Origin of the sequence: Bradyrhizobium sp. 160, from assembly GCF_023073735.1 — a bacterium.
Lineage (GTDB): Bacteria > Pseudomonadota > Alphaproteobacteria > Rhizobiales > Xanthobacteraceae > Bradyrhizobium.
The window spans coordinates 269,974-288,238 of record NZ_JADPKD010000028.1; the positions used below are offsets into that span (position 1 = coordinate 269,974).

Annotated in this window: 16 protein-coding genes; 12 read left to right on the plus strand and 4 right to left on the minus strand. The window is 64.9% G+C overall.

From position 1 onward, the window contains the following. Positions 1 to 81: 81 nt before the first annotated feature. The 5 genes from IVA98_RS10880 to IVA98_RS10900 all read left to right on the plus strand — a co-directional run bounded on the left by IVA98_RS10880 (position 82) and on the right by IVA98_RS10900 (position 4,258). A complete protein-coding gene (locus tag IVA98_RS10880) occupies positions 82 to 1,053 on the plus strand; it encodes an aliphatic sulfonate ABC transporter substrate-binding protein (RefSeq protein WP_247303702.1) in 972 nt (323 codons plus the stop codon). Between the two features lie 40 nt (positions 1,054 to 1,093). Continuing rightward, positions 1,094 to 1,939 (plus strand): ABC transporter permease, encoded by an 846-nt coding sequence (locus IVA98_RS10885; RefSeq protein ID WP_247303955.1) that lies wholly within the window; start codon positions 1,094 to 1,096, stop codon positions 1,937 to 1,939. 4 nt (positions 1,940 to 1,943) lie between these two features. Continuing rightward, entirely contained in the window at positions 1,944 to 2,729 is a 786-nt protein-coding gene (locus IVA98_RS10890; RefSeq protein WP_247303700.1) for an ABC transporter ATP-binding protein, read from the plus strand. A gap of 54 nt (positions 2,730 to 2,783) precedes the next feature. Continuing rightward, complete coding sequence (locus tag IVA98_RS10895) at positions 2,784 to 3,293, plus strand: OsmC family protein (protein WP_247303698.1); 510 nt, start codon at positions 2,784 to 2,786, stop codon at positions 3,291 to 3,293. Positions 3,294 to 3,460: 167 nt separating this feature from the next. Continuing rightward, positions 3,461 to 4,258: a hypothetical protein gene (locus tag IVA98_RS10900; RefSeq protein ID WP_247335621.1), complete on the plus strand. Its 798-nt coding sequence runs from the start codon at positions 3,461 to 3,463 to the stop codon at positions 4,256 to 4,258. 106 nt (positions 4,259 to 4,364) lie between these two features. Here IVA98_RS10900 and mutS read toward each other — a convergent pair whose 3' ends face one another. Next, positions 4,365 to 7,103 carry a DNA mismatch repair protein MutS gene (gene mutS, locus IVA98_RS10905; RefSeq protein WP_247303695.1) on the minus strand — a complete coding sequence of 913 codons (2,739 nt, stop codon included), beginning with the start codon at positions 7,101 to 7,103 and terminating at the stop codon, positions 4,365 to 4,367. A 215-nt stretch (positions 7,104 to 7,318) separates the two neighbouring features. Between mutS and pcaF the strand changes: the two genes are divergently transcribed. The 5 genes from pcaF (at position 7,319) to IVA98_RS10930 (ending at position 13,067) form a co-directional block, all read left to right on the plus strand. Further along, positions 7,319 to 8,527 (plus strand): 3-oxoadipyl-CoA thiolase, encoded by a 1,209-nt coding sequence (gene pcaF, locus IVA98_RS10910; protein WP_247303694.1) that lies wholly within the window; start codon positions 7,319 to 7,321, stop codon positions 8,525 to 8,527. Between the two features lie 197 nt (positions 8,528 to 8,724). Then, a complete protein-coding gene (gene pcaH, locus IVA98_RS10915) occupies positions 8,725 to 9,426 on the plus strand; it encodes a protocatechuate 3,4-dioxygenase subunit beta (RefSeq protein ID WP_247354841.1) in 702 nt (233 codons plus the stop codon). Next, positions 9,427 to 10,029 (plus strand): protocatechuate 3,4-dioxygenase subunit alpha, encoded by a 603-nt coding sequence (gene pcaG, locus IVA98_RS10920; protein WP_247281972.1) that lies wholly within the window; start codon positions 9,427 to 9,429, stop codon positions 10,027 to 10,029. 208 nt (positions 10,030 to 10,237) lie between these two features. Next, the gene (locus tag IVA98_RS10925) at positions 10,238 to 11,926 is read left to right on the plus strand and encodes a methyl-accepting chemotaxis protein (RefSeq protein WP_247303689.1); all 1,689 of its coding nucleotides are present in this window, start codon (positions 10,238 to 10,240) and stop codon (positions 11,924 to 11,926) included. Positions 11,927 to 11,975: 49 nt separating this feature from the next. Then, positions 11,976 to 13,067, plus strand: coding sequence for a phosphotransferase (locus IVA98_RS10930; protein WP_247303687.1), 1,092 nt, complete (start codon positions 11,976 to 11,978; stop codon positions 13,065 to 13,067). A gap of 124 nt (positions 13,068 to 13,191) precedes the next feature. On the opposite strand, the gene IVA98_RS10935 is transcribed toward IVA98_RS10930, so the two are convergent. The 3 genes from IVA98_RS10935 to IVA98_RS10945 form a co-directional block, all read right to left on the minus strand. Further along, positions 13,192 to 14,748: an MDR family MFS transporter gene (locus tag IVA98_RS10935; protein ID WP_247303685.1), complete on the minus strand. Its 1,557-nt coding sequence runs from the start codon at positions 14,746 to 14,748 to the stop codon at positions 13,192 to 13,194. 232 nt (positions 14,749 to 14,980) lie between these two features. After that, positions 14,981 to 16,144, minus strand: coding sequence for an HlyD family secretion protein (locus tag IVA98_RS10940; RefSeq protein WP_247335629.1), 1,164 nt, complete (start codon positions 16,142 to 16,144; stop codon positions 14,981 to 14,983). Continuing rightward, positions 16,137 to 16,619 (minus strand): MarR family winged helix-turn-helix transcriptional regulator, encoded by a 483-nt coding sequence (locus IVA98_RS10945; protein WP_247303682.1) that lies wholly within the window; start codon positions 16,617 to 16,619, stop codon positions 16,137 to 16,139. The genes IVA98_RS10940 and IVA98_RS10945 overlap by 8 nt, the downstream gene beginning before the upstream one ends. A 157-nt stretch (positions 16,620 to 16,776) precedes the next feature. Between IVA98_RS10945 and IVA98_RS10950 the strand changes: the two genes are divergently transcribed. After that, positions 16,777 to 17,271: a Fur family transcriptional regulator gene (locus tag IVA98_RS10950; RefSeq protein WP_247303681.1), complete on the plus strand. Its 495-nt coding sequence runs from the start codon at positions 16,777 to 16,779 to the stop codon at positions 17,269 to 17,271. 35 nt (positions 17,272 to 17,306) lie between these two features. Further along, complete coding sequence (locus IVA98_RS10955; protein WP_247354842.1) at positions 17,307 to 18,260, plus strand: DMT family transporter; 954 nt, start codon at positions 17,307 to 17,309, stop codon at positions 18,258 to 18,260. The last annotated feature ends 5 nt before the right edge of the window (positions 18,261 to 18,265 follow it).

An 18,265-nucleotide genomic window follows, 5' to 3' on the forward strand; every position in this document is an offset into this window, starting at 1 on the left:
CGCGCTTGCAAGGGACGGATTTTCTCGTTGACCTCTAGAAATAACTCCTTGAAAAACAATGAAATTTTGGAGGAGCTGGGCATGACCAGGATTACACGACGCATTCTGTTGGCGGGAGCCGTAGCGCTCGCATTGACCCCTGCGGCACGGGCGGCGGATCCGCTCAAGGAGATCCGCATCGACTGGGCGACCTACAATCCGGTGTCGATGGTCCTGAAGCAGAAGGGACTGCTGGAGAAAGAGTTCGCCAAGGACGGCATCACGATCACCTGGGTGCAGTCCGCCGGCTCGAACAAGGCGCTCGAATTCCTTAACGCCGGCTCGATCGATTTCGGCTCGACCGCGGGCTCGGCCGCGCTGGTCGCCCGTATCAACGGCAATCCGATCAAGTCAATCTATGTCTATTCGCGTCCGGAATGGACGGCGCTGGTGACATCAAAGGATTCCAAGATCGCTGGCGTTGCCGATCTCAAGGGCAAGCGCGTTGCGGTGACGCGCGGCACTGATCCGCACATCTTCCTGGTCCGCGCGCTGCTTGGCGCGGGTCTCACCGAAAAGGACATCACGCCGGTGCTGCTCCAGCACGCCGACGGCAAGACCGCGCTGGTCCGCGGCGACGTCGATGCCTGGGCCGGTCTCGATCCGATGATGGCGCAGGCCGAGGTCGAAGAGGGCGCAAAGCTGTTCTACCGCAAGGCCGATGCCAACACCTGGGGCATCCTCAATGTGCGCGAGCAGTTCCTGAAGGATTATCCGGACACTGCTCGCCGCGTCCTCGCGGTTTACGAGGAAGCGCGGAAATACGCCCTGGCGAATTACGACGAGCTGAAGAAGACTTTCATCGCGGTCACAAAACTGCCCGAGGCGGTCGTCGACAAGCAGCTCAGGGAGCGCACCGAGCTCACCCATAGCCGCATCGGCGCGCCCCAGCGCGAATCGATCCTCGCCGCGGGTCTCGCGCTCCAGCAGGCAGGCGTCGTCGACGCCAAGGTCGACGTCAAGGCGACGCTGGATGCCCTGATCGACGACCAGGTTCCGCTGCCGACGAATTGAGGCTCCTTGCATTCCCCGACCAGACGCGCTTGCTATGGCCATGATCTCCGACGCGCCAGTCCTGCAACAATCCTCGGAGCCGGCCGAAACCGCGGCTGCGCCTTCGCGCATCGCCCGCTACGCGCGGCCGGTGCTGGGTGTGCTGCTGCCGCTGATGCTCGCGCTTGGCTGGGAGCTCGTGGTCTGGCTCGGCTGGTCCAACGGGCGGCTGGTGCCATCGCCCTCGCGCGTGTTTGCCACCATCACCGAGCTCGCCCGCTCCGGCGAGCTGGTGCGCCACATCACAGCGACGCTGTGGCGGGTCGCTCTCGGCTTCGCCTTCGGCGTGGTCGCGGGCACGCTGTTAGGCGCCATCTCCGGCTATTGGTCGCTGGCGCGGCGGCTGCTCGATCCGACCGTGCAGGCGCTGCGCGCGATCCCTTCACTGGCCTGGGTGCCGCTTTTCATTCTCTGGCTCGGCATCTTTGAGACCTCGAAGATCGCGCTGATCGCGGTCGGCGTGTTCTTTCCGGTCTATCTCGGCGTGATGGGCGCGATCCTCGCGGTCGACCGCAAGATCGTCGAGGTCGGCCGCACCTTCCGCCTCTCAGGGCCGGCCATGATCCGGCGCATCCTGTTGCCCGCGGTGCTGCCGGCCTATGTCGTGTCCTTGCGCGTCGGCCTCGGTCTGGGCTGGATGTTCGTGGTGGCGGCCGAGCTGATCGGCGCCTCCGAAGGCCTAGGCTATCTCCTGCTCGACGGCCAGCAGCTCGGCAAGCCCGCACAGATCCTCGCGGCCATCGTGATTTTCGCCATCCTCGGCAAGCTCACGGACTGGCTGATCGAAGTCGCGGCCGCGCCCTTCCTGCGCTGGCAGGATGCCTTCGGACGCGCGAAGGGAGCGTGACGCGATGCTGGCGCTCCACCGGGTCAGCAAGACCTATCCCAACGGCGTGGAGGCGCTGGCGCGCTTCTCCGCCGAGATCCGCCAAGGCGAGATCGTCGCCATCATCGGCGGCTCCGGCTGCGGCAAATCAACATTGCTGCGCGCCATCGCCGGCCTCGATCGCGCCAGCTCCGGCACAGTGACGCTCGACGATGAGGCGATCGCCGCGCCGCACGCCAAGATCGGCATCATCTTCCAGGAGCCGCGGCTTTTGCCCTGGCTCAGCGTCGCTGACAATATCGGCTTCGGACTTGCCGATCTGCCCGCAGCCGAGCGGCGCGAGAAGGTGGCGCGCGCGCTCGAACGCGTCGGGCTCACCGAGAAGGCGCAGGCCTGGCCGCGCGAGCTCTCCGGCGGGCAGGCGCAGCGCGTCGCGATCGCACGCGCACTGGTGCCGCAGCCGGAGGTGCTGCTGCTCGATGAGCCGTTCTCGGCGCTTGACGCCTTCACCCGTCGCGACCTTCAGGATCATCTGCTCGACCTCTGGGCCGATACGCGGCCGACCTTGATGCTCGTCACACATGACGTCGACGAAGCCGTCGTGCTGGCCGATCGCGTGCTGGTGATGCGGCCGCGGCCCGGCCGATTGTTCGATCAGATCGAGATCAATCTGGGTCGGCCGCGCGACCGCAATTCGCCGCTGTTCGAGAACTTCAAAAGAAGTGTGCTGACCTCACTCGACCGCTCACTCGACCGCAGGGTGCCTGACCGTGACGCAACCCAGGGTCCCGGTCAGGCCATGTGGTGGTGACAATTCGTCTCCAAGCCGGTACATCGAGGGGAAATCTTCCGGGAGAGAACGAACATGGACGCTGCCCAATTGCGCCAGATGCAGGCCCCGATCAAGGAGCGCTACAAGACTGATCCGAAGGCTGCGCTGATCACGCTGAAGGCGAAGGGTTCGACAGACAGCGAAGGCATCGCCTGCAAGGTCGAGACCGGACGCGCCATTGCGATGGCCGGCCTGCATCCGGCCACCGGCGGCTCCGGCCTCGAACTGTGCTCCGGCGACATGTTGCTGGAAGCGCTGGTCGCCTGCGCCGGCGTCACGCTGAAATCGGTTGCGACCGCGATCGAGGTGCCCTTGAAGACCGGCAACGTCTATGCCGAGGGTGATCTCGATTTCCGCGGCACGCTCGGCGTCGATAAGGAGACCCCGGTCGGCTTCGCCGAGATCCGGCTGCGCTTCGAGGTCGACACCGACGCGCCGCAGGACAAGCTCGATCTGCTGCTGAAGCTCACCGAGCGCTATTGCGTGGTCTATCAGACCATCAAGAACGGCCCGAAGGTGTCGGTGTCGATGCAGCGGATGTAGCTGCCCACTTCCATTGCGAGAGGTTGCGCCGACGGCGCGGGTGAGGGGCGTTCTCTCGTGGGGACCTGAAGTCCTCACCCGATGTGCTGTGCAAATCGACCTCTCCCTCCGGGAGAGGTGAACGAACCCGCGGCTAATTCGCCTCAACGAAAATCATCCCGCGCTAGATGTCCCCCGATCTCCACCTCATCCTTTTCCTTCTCCTGCGCATGGCGATCGCGGCGGCGTTCGTCGTGACGGCGTCGATCATCACCGAACGTTCCGGCCCAGTGATCGGTGCGCTGGTGGCGACGCTACCGATCTCAGCGGGCCCTTCCTATGTCTTTCTCGCGCTCGACCATAACGCCGCCTTCATCGCGCAAGGCGCCCTGTCGAGCCTTCCCGTCAACGCCGCGACGATCGTCCTTGGCCTCTGTTATGTCGTGCTGGCGCAGCGGCACAATCTGCTGGTGAGTGCCGGCAGCGCGATCGCCGTGTGGATCGTGCTGGCCTCCATCATCCGCCTGTTCGACTGGACCTTGACGGCCGGACTCGCCGTGAACCTGATTGCCTTCGGCATCTGCATTCCGCTGCTCGCTAAGTACCGCCATGTGAAGATGCCGTTGGTGACGCGTCGCTGGTACGATATTCCGTTCCGCGCCGCTTTGGTGGCAACGCTCGTCGCCATCGTGGTTTCCACCTCGGGCTGGGTCGGCCCGCGGGTCTCCGGTGTCATCGCGCTCTACCCGATCGTCTTCACCAGCATGATGGTGATCCTGCATCCGCGCATCGGTGGCCCGCCGACCGCCGCGGTGCTTGCCAATTCTGCCTGGGGCTTGCTCGGGTTCGGTATGGCGATTGCGGTGATGCATGTCGGCGCCGCAAACTTCGGCTCCGCGATCGGCCTCAGCATGGGGCTCGCCACCTGCATCGTGTGGAACCTGACGCTGTGGTGGAATGGACGAAGGAAGCGGCTGGCGCACTAACCTCCGTCGTTGCGAGGAGCGAGGCGACGAAGCATCCAGACGATCACGGGGAGAGAGAATGGATTGCTTCGCTCCGCTCGCAATGACGATTGCGGTCGCGGCGTGCTTATTGCTTCGGCAGCTTGGCCTTCAACGCATACAGCGCATCCAGCGCCTCGCGCGGCGACATTTCGTCGGGATGTAACGCCTTCACCGCTTCCATTAGAAGCTCCGCTTCGCTCGGCGGCGCGGCCTCCGCCGCGGCGCGCGAGGGCACGGCGAACAGCGGCAGATCGTCGGCGGGGGCGCGGGCGGTCTGGCCGCGGTCCTGGGCCTCCAGCTTGGCCAGCACCGATTTGGCCCGCGTGATCACGGCCGGCGGCAGGCCGGCGAGCTTGGCCACCTGAATGCCGTAGGAGCGATCGGCCGAGCCCGGCAGCACCTCGTGCAGGAACACGACATTGCCCTGCCATTCCTTCACGCGCACGGTGGCGTTGAACATGCGCGGCAGTTTTGCCGAGAGCGCCGTCAGCTCGTGATAATGCGTGGCGAACAGCGTGCGGCAGCGATTGCTCTCGTGCAGATGCTCGATCGCGGCCCAGGCGATCGAGAGGCCGTCGAAGGTCGCGGTGCCGCGGCCGATCTCGTCGAGGATCACGAGTGCGCGCTCGCCGGCCTGATTCAGGATCGCCGCGGTCTCGACCATCTCGACCATGAAGGTGGAGCGGCCGCGGGCGAGATCGTCGGCCGCGCCGACCCGCGAGAACAGGCGATCGACGATGCCGATCCTCGCCCGCGCGGCCGGCACAAAACTGCCGATCTGCGCCATCAGGGCGATCAGCGCGTTCTGGCGCAGGAATGTGGATTTACCTGCCATGTTGGGACCGGTGAGCAGCCAGAGTTGGCCTGACTTCTGTCCGGGCGCCGGCGAGAGGTCGCAGGCATTGGCGATGAACGGCTCGCCATTGCGCTTGAGCGCCTGCTCCACCACGGGATGGCGGCCGGCTTCGATCGCAAAGCCGAGCGAGGTGTCGACCTCGGGCCGCACGTAGTTCTCGTCGACGGCCAGCTTGGCCAGCGACGTCGCGACATCGAGCAGCGCAAACCCGTGCGCGGCGGCGCGCAAGTCTTCACTGATCTCGAGCGCCTTGGCGCAGAGCCGCTCGAAGATCTCGAGCTCGAGCCCGAGCGCGCGCTCGCCGGCATTTGCGATCTTGGCCTCGATCTCGCCAAGCTCCGAGGTGGTGAAGCGTACCTGGCCCGCCAGCGTCTGGCGATGAATGAAGGTCGCATTCAGCGGCGGCGACATCAGCTTGTCGCCGTGCTGCGCGGTCACCTCGACGAAATAGCCGAGCACATTGTTGTGCCGGATCTTCAGGGCCTTCACGCCGGTTTGGTCGGCGTAGCGGGCTTGCATTGAGGCCACCACCAGGCGCGAAGCATCGCGCAGGTTGCGGGCTTCGTCGAGCGCAGGCTCAAAGCCTTGACGAACGAAGCCGCCGTCGCGCTTGATCAATGGCAGTTGCTCATCGAGCGCGCCGGCAAACTCCGTCGCCAGCGCGCGAGATGGCTTTTGCAGCGCCGCCATCACCGCCACGATCTCCTGCGGCGGCTGGTCGAGTTCGGACAGCCGCGTCAGCACCTGGTCGGCGGCGATGATGCCGTCGCGGATGCCGGCGAGGTCGCGCGGTCCGCCGCGGCCGACGGAGAGACGGGCCAGCGCCCGCGACATGTCCGGCGCGCCGCGCAGGATGCTGCGGATGTCTTCGCGCGCGGCGGAATCGGCAACGAAGGCGCCGACGGCGTCGAGCCGCCGGGCGATCGCCGGCGCATCGGTCAGTGGCGCCGCCAGTCGCTGCGCCAGCAGCCGAGAACCGGCCGAGGTCACCGTGCAGTCGATGGCGTCGAGCAGCGAGCCGCGGCGTTCGCCGGCGAGCGTGCGCGTCAATTCGAGATTGGCGCGGGTGGCCGGATCGATCGCCATGGTTGCGCCCGAGGCTTCGCGCGCCGGCGGCGACAGCGGCGGGTGCTTGCCGACCTGGGTGCGGTCGACGTAGGTGACGGCGGCGGCCGCCGCGGTGGCTTCCAGACGCGTGAGCTGCGCCAGCCCATCCATTGTGGCGACAGCGAAATAGTCGCACAGCCGCTTCTCGGCGGTGGCGCCGTCGAACACGTCGCGGGTCAGCGGCGTTACCGCCGGCAGCTCGCGCAACGTCTGTCCGAGCTCGCTGTCATTATAGAGCGCGTCGCTGACGATCGCCTCGTTCGGATTGATGCGCGCCAGCGTGGCGGCGAGCTCGCCGCCGCCGCACTCCGTCACCATAAATTCGGCAGTCGAGATGTCGATCCAGGCAAGGCCGAAGCGGTCGCCACCGGCGGAGGAGCGGGCGCGCGCGATCGCCAGCAGGTAGTTGTTCGCCCGCGCGTCCAGCAGGGTGTCCTCGGTCAGCGTGCCCGGCGTGACCAGCCGCACCACGCCGCGGCGCACCACGCTCTTGTTCCCGCGCGCCTTGGCCGCAGCGGGATCCTCGGTCTGCTCGCAGACCGCGACGCGGTGACCGGCCGAGATCAGGCGGTGCAGATAATCCTCGGAGCGTTCGACCGGCACCCCGCACATCGGGATATCCGTGCCCTGATGCTTGCCGCGCTTGGTCAAGACGATGCCGAGCGTCTTCGAGGCAATTTCGGCATCCTCGAAGAACAATTCGTAGAAATCGCCCATCCGGTAGAACAGCAGCAAGCCTTGATGCGCCGCCTTGATCTCGAGGTACTGTTCCATCATCGGCGTGACACGCGCGGCAGCTTCCGCCTGCGGCGCGGGCGTGTCGTCGGGAGGCGGTACAGGTATTGGCTGTTGCATTGTCATGGGCGGTGCAACCTACAAAATTTCGGCACCTGCTCCTATCGCTTTGGCCGCAGCGGCGAGGTTTTCCACGTTGTCCGCATTGCGGCATGCGTGGCTGGCGTGCGCCCCATCGGAACACGCGCGTATCAGTCAATTGACCGGCTGCGGGCGGCCTCCTAAAACTCCGCCGTCATTGAAGAATTCCGGCCGAACCACGGCATTCAGGGAGAACAGCGATGCGTGACGTCTTTATCTGCGATGCCGTGCGGACCCCGATTGGCCGTTTCGGCGGCTCGCTCGCCAAGGTGCGCGCCGACGACCTGGCGGCCGCGCCGATCAAGGCGCTAATGGCCAAGCATCCCAAGCTCGACTGGGCCCAGGTCGACGAAGTCTTCTTCGGCTGCGCCAATCAGGCTGGCGAGGACAATCGCAACGTCGCACGCATGGCGCTGTTGCTGGCGGGCCTGCCGGATTCGGTTCCGGGCCAGACCCTGAACCGGCTCTGCGCGTCCGGGCTGGATGCGGTCGGCGCCGCGGGGCGCGCCATCCGCTCCGGCGAGATCGAGCTTGCGATTGCCGGCGGTGTCGAATCCATGACCCGTGCCCCCTTCGTCATGGGCAAGGCGCAGGAGGCGTTCTCGCGTTCGGCCGAGATCTTCGACACCACGATCGGCTGGCGCTTCATCAATCCGCTGCTCAAGGCGCAGTATGGCGTCGACGCGATGCCGGAGACCGGCGAAAACGTCGCCGAGGAGTTCCAGGTCTCGCGCGCCGACCAGGACGCCTTCGCGATCCGCTCGCAGCAGCGTGCCGGCGCGGCGATTGCATCCGGCTATTTTGCGGAAGAGATCACGCCGATCACCATTGCCGGTGGCAAGGCCGGCCCCATCACGGTGGACCAAGACGAGCATCCGCGCCCCGAGACCACGCTGGAGGGGCTCGCCAAGCTGAAGCCGATCGTGCGCAATCCCGGCACGGTCACTGCCGGCAACGCCTCCGGCGTCAATGACGGCGCCGCCGCGATGATCCTCGCGTCCGAAGCTGCGGTGAAGAAGCACGGGCTGACACCCCGCGCGCGCATTCTCGGCCTCGCCTCGGCCGGCGTGCCGCCGCGCATCATGGGCATTGGACCCGTGCCGGCGACGCGCAAGCTGATGGAGCGGCTCGGCAAGAAGATCAGCGATTTCGACTTGATCGAGCTGAATGAAGCCTTCGCCTCGCAGGGCATCGCCTGCATGCGTCAGCTCGGCGTGGCTGATGACGCCGACTTCGTCAATCCGCATGGCGGCGCGATCGCGCTCGGCCATCCCCTCGGCATGAGTGGCGCCCGTCTCGCGCTCACCGCCGTGCATGGCATGGAAAAGCGCGGCGGCAAGCTCGCGCTTGCCACCATGTGCGTCGGCGTCGGCCAGGGCGTCGCGGTCGCGATCGAGAAGTTGAACTGACGGAGCGCGGCGCATCTCGTCATCCCCGGGCGCGGTGCGCTTGCACCGAACCCGGGATCTCAGGTTCAGCCCTCTCGGGCTGCCCCCGGAAACAACAAGTAATAGGGGCTGCGAAACCCGCTTCCCCAAATTAGTTATGTCCTATAATGATTGTCGAGCGTTGACCGGCCCCAGAACGGCCGGGGAGGAGTTCGCCAATGACATTCGTCTATCCCGTCGACAGCAACAAGGCGCATCCGCTGCCGCTGTCTCCCGAGTACAAGAGCTCGATCAAGCGCGCGCCGCACCAGCCCGTGATTCCGATGCGCCACACCCTGTCGGAGCTGACTGGCCCGGTCTATGGCCACGAGACCGTGCGCGAGGGCGACAATGATCTGACCCGCCAGCACAGTGGCGAGCCGCTCGGCGAGCGCATCATCGTGCATGGCCACGTCCGCGACGAGGACGGCCGCGGCGTGCCGAACTCGCTGGTCGAAATCTGGCAGGCCAATTCCTGCGGCCGCTATGTCCATGTCCGTGACCAGCACCCGGCACCGCTCGATCCAAATTTCACGGGCGCCGGCCGCACGGTGAGCGATGCCTCCGGTTACTACCGCTTCGTCACCATCAAGCCGGGCGCTTATCCCTGGGGCAATCATCACAATGCGTGGCGGCCCGCGCACATCCACCTCTCGGTCTTCGGCCACTCCTTTGTCACGCGCCTCGTGACGCAGATGTATTTCCCGAACGATCCGCTGTTCCCGTTCGACCCGATCTTCAATTCGGTGCCGGACGAAAAGGCGCGGGCGCGGATGGTCTCGTCGTTCGATCTCGAGAACACACAGCCCGAATGGGCGCTGTGCTATCGCTTTGACATCGTGCTGCGCGGCCAGAACGCGACGCCTATGGAGAACCATTAAGTGCAGGATTCTGTGAAGCCCAACGGGATCACCCCATCGCAAACCGTCGGTCCGTTCTTCAAGTACGGCCTGACGCCGAACGGCGAATACGCCTGGAACGACGCGTTCACCAACTCGACGCTCACGCCCGACGTTTCCGGCGACCGTATCCGCATCGAGGGCCGGGTATTTGACGGTGATGGCGTCGCCGTGCCGGATTGCATGCTGGAGATCTGGCAAGCGGACGCGCAAGGTCGCTTTGCCGACCCGCAGGACAAGCGTGCGCTGCCGAATGCGAGCTTCCGCGGCTTTGCCCGCTGCGGCACCGACAAGGACGGCAATTACGCCTTCGAGACCATCAAGCCCGGCGCCGTGCCGGATCCCGACGGCAAGCCGCAGGCGCCGCACATCCTTCTTGCGGTGTTCGGGCGCGGCATGCTCAGGCATCTCTATACCCGCATCTATTTCAGCGATGAGGCCGGCAATTCCGCCGATCCCGTGCTGGCGCTGGTGCCCACTGAGCGCCGCGCCACGCTGGTTGCGACGCGCGAGGCCGGCAAGGCGGTTTACCGGCTTGACCTGCGGCTCCAGGGCGACGACGAGACGGTGTTCTTCGACGTTTAACTCCCGCGTCGTCCCGGACCTGCGGACGGCTGAGACGCGCTTGTCCGGGACGACGGCCTGGCGCCTTCCGTATCGGAAGCCGCCCCTGACCGCTTTTCCCGTAGTTTCCCCGGAGTTCGCCGAGCGCAATTTCCGCGCGTAGCAATCCCGTGTTTACCGTAGTCGTTTAGCATCCATTTGGATTTCGACCGCGCGATCGGATTGTTCCATGAAAATTCGTTTTTCGCTTTCCTTGGCGATCATTGCATTCGGCATCGTCCTGGCCCTCGGCTTTACGGCCGTGGTCTCCACCAGCCTCTACGCCCTAAAAGAGCTCAAGGTCGGCGGCCCGCTCTATTCCGACATCAAGCTCGGCAACGACCTCATCGCCGATATCCTGCCGCCGCCGGAATATGTCATCGAAGCTTATCTCGAGGCCACGCTTGCCATGCGCGAGCCGGACCAGCTTGCCGCTCATGGCGAGCGCCTGGTTCAGCTCCGCAAGGATTACGACGAGCGCAAGGCAATCTGGGTCTCCTCCAGTCTCTCGGCAGACCTGAAGACCGCGCTGGTGTCGAAGTCCGATGCCGAGGTGCAGAAATTCTGGAAGGCGTCCGACCAGCTCCTGCCAGCCCTCAAGGCCAAGGACGCGGTCGCTTCCGAGCGCGCCTATGCGCAGCTCAAGGGCGCATACACCGCGCATCGCGCCGTCATCGACAGCATCGTCGAGAGTGCCAACAAGCAGAATGCCGCCATGGAGAAGCTGGCCGCGGAGCGCGACAGTTCGATGCTCTACATCCTCCTCGGCGTCTCCGCCGCCGTCCTCGCCTTCATTGCCGCAGGCCTGCTCGGCGTTGCGCTCGGCGTGGTGCGCCCGATCGTCCGCATGACGGACACGATGCAGAAGCTCGCGACCGGCGATCTCGCAGCCGACATTCCTTTCGCGCACCGCCAGGACGAGGTTGGCTCGATGGCGGGTGCGCTGCTGGTGTTCAAGCAGGCGGCGGTCGAGAATTCCCGCCTGCGCGAGGAGCAGTTGCGGCAGGAACAGGAGGCCGCGCGCGCCAAGCGCGGCGCCCTGCAGCAGATGGCCGAGACCGTCGAACGCGAGACCGGCCGGTCGGTCGACACCGCGAGCACGGCGGCGCACGGCGTCGAGCGGGTCGCCACCAGCCTGTCCGAGATCGCAAGTTCGCTCTCCGCGCAGTCGCAGGCGGTCGCCGCGGCCTCCACCCAGGCCCTCGGCAGCTCGCAAACCGTCTCGGCTGCGGCCGAAGAGCTGAGCGCCTCGATCCGCGAGATCGCGAGTCAGGTCGCGAGGACCAGCACGGTCACCAAATCTGCGGTCGCCGGCCGTGAGCAGGCGCGCTCGACCATTCAGGCGCTGGCCGGTTCGGTGAGGAAGATCGCCGAGGTCTCCGATCTCATCGGCGGCATCGCCGGGCAGACCAACCTCCTGGCGCTCAATGCCACGATCGAGGCGGCGCGTGCCGGCGAGGCCGGCCGCGGCTTCGCGGTGGTCGCCACCGAGGTGAAATCGCTGTCCGATCAGACCGCCAAGTCCACCGAGGAGATCGGGCGGCTGATTGCCGAGATCCAGACCGCGACTCAGGCTGCCGTCGACGCCGTCGAGACCATGGGGGGCCACATCGCCGAGATCGACGGTGTCGCGACCTCGGTTGCTGCCGCGATGGAAGAACAGGACGCCGCGACGCGTGAGATCACGCGGTCGATCTCCGAATCCGCGTCGGCGGCGAAGGAGGTCTCGGCCAAGATCGGTCATGTCAGCCGCGACGCCGCCTCCGTGAACGAGCGCGCCGCGGAGGTCAGGCAGGCGATCGCCGGCATGGCGGCCAATCTCGAGCAATTGCGGTCGGTCGTGGTGCGGACCGTGCGGGACTCGACGGCCGCGGCGTGACGCCCGGCGCGATGCCTGCCGCTGGTGCCGGCGGTTGTGATCGTGCAGTATGGCGCGGCACAGGGGCATCGTGGTTTTCATGACGAATGCGCAACTGCCGGCGGTTGCCGAGCCCGCTTACCTCACGGCCGCGCTGCGCAGGGCCGGCGCGCTGGACGCCGGTGCCGTGCGTGAGGTGAAGGTGCTGCATCAGCGCGACACCATCGTGTCGCATATCGTGCGTCTCGGTTTGCGCTATGTTGGGGAGTCCGCTGGCGCCCCACAGTCGCTGATCCTGAAGACCGCGCATGCAGGCTTCGCCAAGTCGCTCGCAAATAGCGGCCGGAACGAAGTCGCGTTCTACACGCAGCTTGAGCCAGAAACGCCGCGGGGTCTCGTGCCGCGCTGCTTCGACGGACATTTTGACGAGGACGGCCTCACCTGGCATCACCTGCTCGAGGACCTCACCGACAGCCATGAGGTTGCAACTCAATGGCCGCTGCCGCCGTCGCGAGAGCAAGCAACGGCGATCGTGACGACACTCGCGCGCTGGCACGCGGCGTGGTGGGACCACGATAGCTTCGGCGATACTATCGGCACCTGGATGAGCACCGACGACAGTGCGAAGCTGATGGCGACCTTCGCTGGTCACTACGATCGTTTCGCCGATCTGCTCGGCGACCGCCTCAGCGAGGAGCGCCGCATTCTCTTCCGCCGCTTCATCGAGCAGTCGGAACGGTTGTTCGAGCGTTATCATTCGCGCCGGCATGTCACCATCGCTCATGGCGACGCCCATACCTGGAATTTTCTGTTGCCGCGCACAGGCGTTGCCAACACCGTTCGCATCTTCGATTTCGACCAGTGGCGCATCAACGTGCCGACCGGTGACCTCGCCTACATGATGGCGACGCAATGGTATCCGGACCGCCGGCAGGCACTCGAGCGGCCCCTGCTCAACCTCTATCACGAGACGCTGATACAGCACGGTGTCACTGGTTACACGCGCGGCGCGCTCGATCAGGACTATCGTCGGTCGGTGCTCTGGCACATCACCAAGCCGGTCTGGCAATGGAGCATCAACATCCCGCCGCTGATCTGGTGGAATAACCTGGAGCGGGTGATGATGGCGGTCGAGGATCTCGGGTGCGAGGAGTTGTTGTAGCGCGCTCGTGCAGCAAGCCGTCATTGCGAGGAGCCCTTGCGACGAAGCAATCCAGACTGCCTCCGCAGATACAGTCTGGATTTGCTTCGCTACGCTCGCAATGACGAAGGTGGTCGCGAGGCCTCTATTCCATCACCGCATGCTCCGGCCCGGCGGCCTGCTTGCGCAGTGTGGCCTTGGTGGAGCCGATCAGCAAAGCGAGCGGGATGGTGCAGAGGATGAAGACCATCACCAGCTGGTAATCGTGCGCGAAAGCGATGATCTGCGCCTGCACGCTGACCATCCTGTCGGCCATGGCGCGGCCGGCATCCGTGGAAAGATTGATCATGCCGCTGACGCTGGGCATCTGGAGCGCGTGGTTGAACGGGTTGATGTGCTCGGAGAGAATCGCATAAGTCCGCCGCGTTCCCTGCGTCAGCTGGGCGATCACGACGGAGATGCCGACTGAGCTTGCGACGTTGCGCATCAGGGTCAGCATCGCGGTGCCGTCGGTACGCAGCTCGTTCGACAGCGTCAGGAACGCCACGGTCGAGAGCGGCACGAAGACAAGGCCGAAGCCGAAGCCCTGGATGACGCTGACCGTGACGATCTCCGGTACCTGGGTCAGATCGGTCCAGCCGGTCATCTGGAACAGCGAGCCCGCGGTCAGCGTGAGGCCTGCGATGATCAGCGTGCGGGCCTCGATATAACGCATCATGCGGCCGACCAGCATCATGGCGAAGAAGGTGCCGATGCCGCGGCTCGCCAGCAGCAGGCCGGCGGTGATGATGGGATAGCCGATCACGTTCTGCATGTAGGGCGAAGCCAGCGCCATGGTCGAGAACAGCACGAGCCCCATCACGACCATGAACACGCAGCCGGTGACGAAGTTGCGATCCCGAAACAGCGCGAAGCGGATGAACGGCGTCGATGTCGTGAAGGAGTGCGCGTGGAAGAAGTAAAAGGCGACAGCGGAGACGATGAATTCCGCCAGGATCTCGCTCGACTCAAGCCAGCCCAGCTGCTCGCCGCGGTCGAGCGCAAGCTGAAGTGCGCCGATCGCGATCGCCAGCGCGGCGAAACCGAACCAGTCGAACTTGAGGCTGAAATCCTTCCGGGTCTCGTCCATGAAGACGATCAGGCCGAGCACGGTGATGGCGCCGAACGGCAGGTTGACGAAGAACACCCAGTGCCAGGAATAGGTCTCGGTGAGCCAGGCGCCCAGCGAGGGGCCCATGATCGGGCCCATCATCACGCCCATGCCCCAGATCGACATCGCCTTGGCGCGTTCCTGGAGCGTGTAGTAGTCGAGCATCACCGACTGTGACAGCGGCACCAGGGCGGCGCCGAACACGCCTTGCAGCAGGCGGAACAGCACCATCTGGTTGATGTCCTGCGCGAGACCGCACAACACCGACGCCATGGTGAAGCCCGCCGAGCAGATGATGAAGATGCGCTTGCGGCCGAAGCGGTTGGCGATCCAGCCCACCGGCGCCGTCATGATCGCGGCAGCGACGATGTAGGAGGTCAGCACCCAGTTGATCTGATCCTGCGAGGCCGACAGCGTGCCTTGCATGTAGGGCAACGCAACATTGGCGATGGTGGTGTCCAGCGCCTGCATGATGGTCGCGGTCATGGCGCAGATCGTCACCATGTTCCGGCGCAGGCCGGGGACCATCAGACTGGCATTGGGGCCGGACATCGGATCAATCTTTGTCTTGTTAGTTTAAAGCGGAATGGCGTAGGTCGAATCGATTGCCGCGGCGCGTTCACCTCTCCCGCTTGCGGGAGAGGTCGCGCCGAAGGCGCGGGTGAGGGCTTTTTCCTCCTGGCGAGTCTTCGTTGTTGAGACACCCTCTCCCCAACCCTCTCCCGCAAGCGGGAGAGGGAGCGCACCTCCGTCGCAGCGCCAATCGAGCCTCATGCATCGTGCTTTAGTCTTTGTCCTGGCTCGCGGTCGCCGACAGGCCAAACAGGCCGGCGAGCGAGCGTCGATGGCCGGTGTCGATGGTGGCGTAGACGCTCATGCCGGCCTTCAGTTTCCGCACGTATTTGTCGGTCTCGTCGAAGTAGATCCGGATCGGCACGCGCTGCACCACCTTGACGAAATTGCCGGTGGCGTTCTGCGGCGGCAGGATCGCGAATTGCGCGCCGGTGCCGGGCGAGAGCGACCCGATCTTGCCCTTGAAAAGGTGGTTCGGAAACGCGTCGACCTCGAGCGTGACGGGCTGTCCTTCGGTGACGTAGGTGAGATCGCTCTCCTTCGGATTGGCATCGACCCAGGGACGGGCGACGTCGATGATGGAGAACACCGGCGTGCCGGCGGCGACGTAGCGGCCGAGCTGGATCTGTTCCACTTGCGTGGCCACGCCGTCCATCGGCGCGCGCAGGACGGTGTGGTCGAGGTTGCGCTGGGCGTCGTCCAGCTTGGCTTTCGCCTGCGCGTAAGGCGGGAACTGCTCCAGCGGCAATGCGGGATCGCCCAGCAATTGCGTCTTGGCGTTGGAGAGCTGCTGCTTGATGTATTGCGCCTGTGCGCCTGCGGTCACCAGCGCGTTGGCAGCGTTGTCGAGATCGAGCTGCGAGCCGTAATTGTTCTTCACCAGCGCCTGCTTGCGCTCGACATCGCGTTGCTTCAGGTCGACGCCCTGCTGGGCAAGGTTGAGCATGTCGCCGTAGATCTTGATATTGGCGACGAGGTTCTCATAGGTCGTGCGGGCCTGCGCGAGCTGCGCCTTGGCTTCATCCACTGCGTGGCGGAACGGAACGGGGTCGATCTCGAACAGTTCGTCGCCCTGCTTGACGGATTGTCCTTCTCTCACGATCACCTTCTGAATCTTGCCCGAGATGTCGGGCGTCACCAGCACCTTCTGCGCACCGACATATGCGTCGTCGGTGCCGACATAGCGGCCGCCATGGAGATAGAAGGTGATGCCCCCGATGACGACGGTGACCGGCAGGACGACCAGGAGGAGGAAGCGGCGGTAGCGGCGCAGGCCCGCCGCCAGGCGGCGGCGCGGATCCGTGCCGGCCTTCTTTGTGGGCTTGCCGCCGTCGATCTTCTGCTCGGGCTGGAACTTGAGAACCTGATCAGCCATAGCGCTGCTCCTTGCGTGCTTGTTCCGCTCCGGATGTCTGGATCGCGGTCCGCACGTTTTCCTTGATCGTTTCGAGCTGGGTGAGGAGGCGGTGGGCATCGGCCGCGTTGATGCCGTCGAGCGCGTTGGCGGTGATTTCGGACTTCAGCCCGCTCATCCGGCCAAGCAACGTCCGGCCCGCCTTCTTCAGATACAGGCGCTTGACGCGGCGGTCCGAGGCGTCGCTGCGGCGCTCGATCCAGTCATTCTCGCAGAGCTTGTCGATCAGGCGCGTCAGCGTGATCGGCTGCATCTCGAGGAGCTCGGCGAGCTCCGATTGCTTCATGCCCTCGCTGCGCTCGACTTTGGACAGCACGGCCCATTGCGCGCGGGTGATGCCGAAACGGGACGCCTCCTTATCGGCATAGACACGCAACAGGCGGTAGAGCTCACCCAGCGTGAACAGGAAATTCTGATCGACCGACCCTCGGGTCATGAGCTTCGTCTCCAATAAGCCTAGAATATAATAAGCAAGCTTATGATTATTTCATGGCGGATTAGCGGGAGGCCGTCCCGCTCCAAGAGCATGGCTGGCAGCCGCGCTGCCGGTCGCGCTTTGGGTTCCATCAGCAAAATGCTAGAACGCGTCCCGCATGACCCTCGCAAAGACGGCATTTCCCGCGCCCGATCACGATCACGACCGCTGCACTGCGGATGCGCTGGCGCATGCCGAACAGGTCTGCGAGCAGCGCGCGCAGAAATTCACGCCGATCCGCCGTCAGGTGCTCGGGGCGCTGCTCTCCAGCCACCGCCCGCTTGGCGCCTATGAGGTGATCGACGAACTCGCCAAGTCGATGGCGCGACCAGCGCCGATCACGGTCTATCGTGCTCTCGATTTTCTGATGGCCAACGGCCTCGTGCATCGCATCGAGAGCCGCAACGCCTATTTGGCCTGCGCCGCCCATGACCACGACGCGACCTCGGCGGTGGCGTTCCTGATCTGCGAGCGCTGTGGCCTGGTCGGCGAGATCCCGTCGGCCTCCTTCGCAAAGGAGCTCAATGCCGCTGCGCGCAGCTCAGGCTTCGCTCCCAAATTGTCCGTGGTGGAGATCACGGGCGTCTGCACCCATTGTCAGAAAGCTGCCTAAAGTAACAACGGCACAACGCCGGTAGTCGGGAAGAGATGTCCTCACCACAAGTTATATCCTCCGCCGGTCGCCCGCTGAGCGCCGGCGCCATTGCCCTGATGCTGATGCTGTGCCTGACCTGGGGCTTCAACCAGATTGCGGTGAAGCTGGTGTTGCCGGATATCCCGCCGATGCTCCAGGCCACGATCCGCTCGATGGGCGCGCTGCCGGTGCTGTTCATCATCGGCACTCTTCGTGGCGTCAATTTCTTCGAACGTGACGGCACCTGGAAGCCCGGCGTGATCGCCGGATTGATGTTCGGCATCGAGTTCGTTCTGATCTTCCAGGGCCTGCGCTTCACACCGGCCTCTCGGGCGGTCGTCTTCCTCTACACCGCGCCGTTCTTCGTCGCGCTCGGCTCCTATCAGGTGCTCGGCGAACGGCTTGGCGGCACGCAATGGCTGGGACTGGCGGTGAGCTTTGCCGGCGTCGCGCTCGCCATCGGCGTGCCGCAGCCGGATGTCGATGCCAAGGTGTTGCTCGGTGACCTCATGATCGTCGGCGGCGCGGCGCTGTGGGCGGCAACCACGCTGGTCGCCAAGGGCACGCGGCTGCGCTTCGCCGCGCCCGAAAAGGCGCTGGGCTATCAGGTCGCGACTTCGATCCCGATCCTCGGGCTGGCAGCCTGGCTGTTTGGCGAATCCGTCACGCATACGCCTGCGCCCCTGTCCCTCGCCCTCATGGCCTTCCAGGCAATCTGGGTGGTTGGAACCACGTTCACGCTTTGGTTCGCGCTGGTGAAGACGTATTCGGCCAGCAAATTGTCGGCTTTTACCTTCATCACCCCTTTGTTTGGCGTGGTCGGTAGCTATTTCATCATGCACGACGCCCTAAGCCTGACATTCGGAGCCGCCGCGGTCCTTGTAATTGCTGGGCTTTTTCTGGTTAACCGTCCCAGCTCATCGGCTGCGGCGCCGCGCGATGCATTGCTGAACGTCACCAAAACCTGATATTT

Excerpts from the sequence above, each read along its gene's own strand:
- IVA98_RS10880 (WP_247303702.1), top strand. The coding sequence starts at position 82 with ATGACCAGGATTACACGACGCATTCTGTTGGCGGGAGCCGTAGCGCTC.
- IVA98_RS10885 (WP_247303955.1), top strand. The coding sequence starts at position 1,094 with ATGATCTCCGACGCGCCAGTCCTGCAACAATCCTCGGAGCCGGCCGAA.
- IVA98_RS10890 (WP_247303700.1), top strand. The coding sequence starts at position 1,944 with ATGCTGGCGCTCCACCGGGTCAGCAAGACCTATCCCAACGGCGTGGAG.
- IVA98_RS10895 (WP_247303698.1), top strand. The coding sequence starts at position 2,784 with ATGGACGCTGCCCAATTGCGCCAGATGCAGGCCCCGATCAAGGAGCGC.
- IVA98_RS10900 (WP_247335621.1), top strand. The coding sequence starts at position 3,461 with ATGTCCCCCGATCTCCACCTCATCCTTTTCCTTCTCCTGCGCATGGCG.
- mutS (WP_247303695.1), bottom strand. The coding sequence starts at position 7,103 with ATGACAATGCAACAGCCAATACCTGTACCGCCTCCCGACGACACGCCC.
- pcaF (WP_247303694.1), top strand. The coding sequence starts at position 7,319 with ATGCGTGACGTCTTTATCTGCGATGCCGTGCGGACCCCGATTGGCCGT.
- pcaH (WP_247354841.1), top strand. The coding sequence starts at position 8,725 with ATGACATTCGTCTATCCCGTCGACAGCAACAAGGCGCATCCGCTGCCG.
- IVA98_RS10925 (WP_247303689.1), top strand. The coding sequence starts at position 10,238 with ATGAAAATTCGTTTTTCGCTTTCCTTGGCGATCATTGCATTCGGCATC.
- IVA98_RS10930 (WP_247303687.1), top strand. The coding sequence starts at position 11,976 with ATGGCGCGGCACAGGGGCATCGTGGTTTTCATGACGAATGCGCAACTG.
- IVA98_RS10935 (WP_247303685.1), bottom strand. The coding sequence starts at position 14,748 with ATGTCCGGCCCCAATGCCAGTCTGATGGTCCCCGGCCTGCGCCGGAAC.
- IVA98_RS10940 (WP_247335629.1), bottom strand. The coding sequence starts at position 16,144 with ATGGCTGATCAGGTTCTCAAGTTCCAGCCCGAGCAGAAGATCGACGGC.
- IVA98_RS10945 (WP_247303682.1), bottom strand. The coding sequence starts at position 16,619 with ATGACCCGAGGGTCGGTCGATCAGAATTTCCTGTTCACGCTGGGTGAG.
- IVA98_RS10950 (WP_247303681.1), top strand. The coding sequence starts at position 16,777 with ATGACCCTCGCAAAGACGGCATTTCCCGCGCCCGATCACGATCACGAC.
- IVA98_RS10955 (WP_247354842.1), top strand. The coding sequence starts at position 17,307 with ATGTCCTCACCACAAGTTATATCCTCCGCCGGTCGCCCGCTGAGCGCC.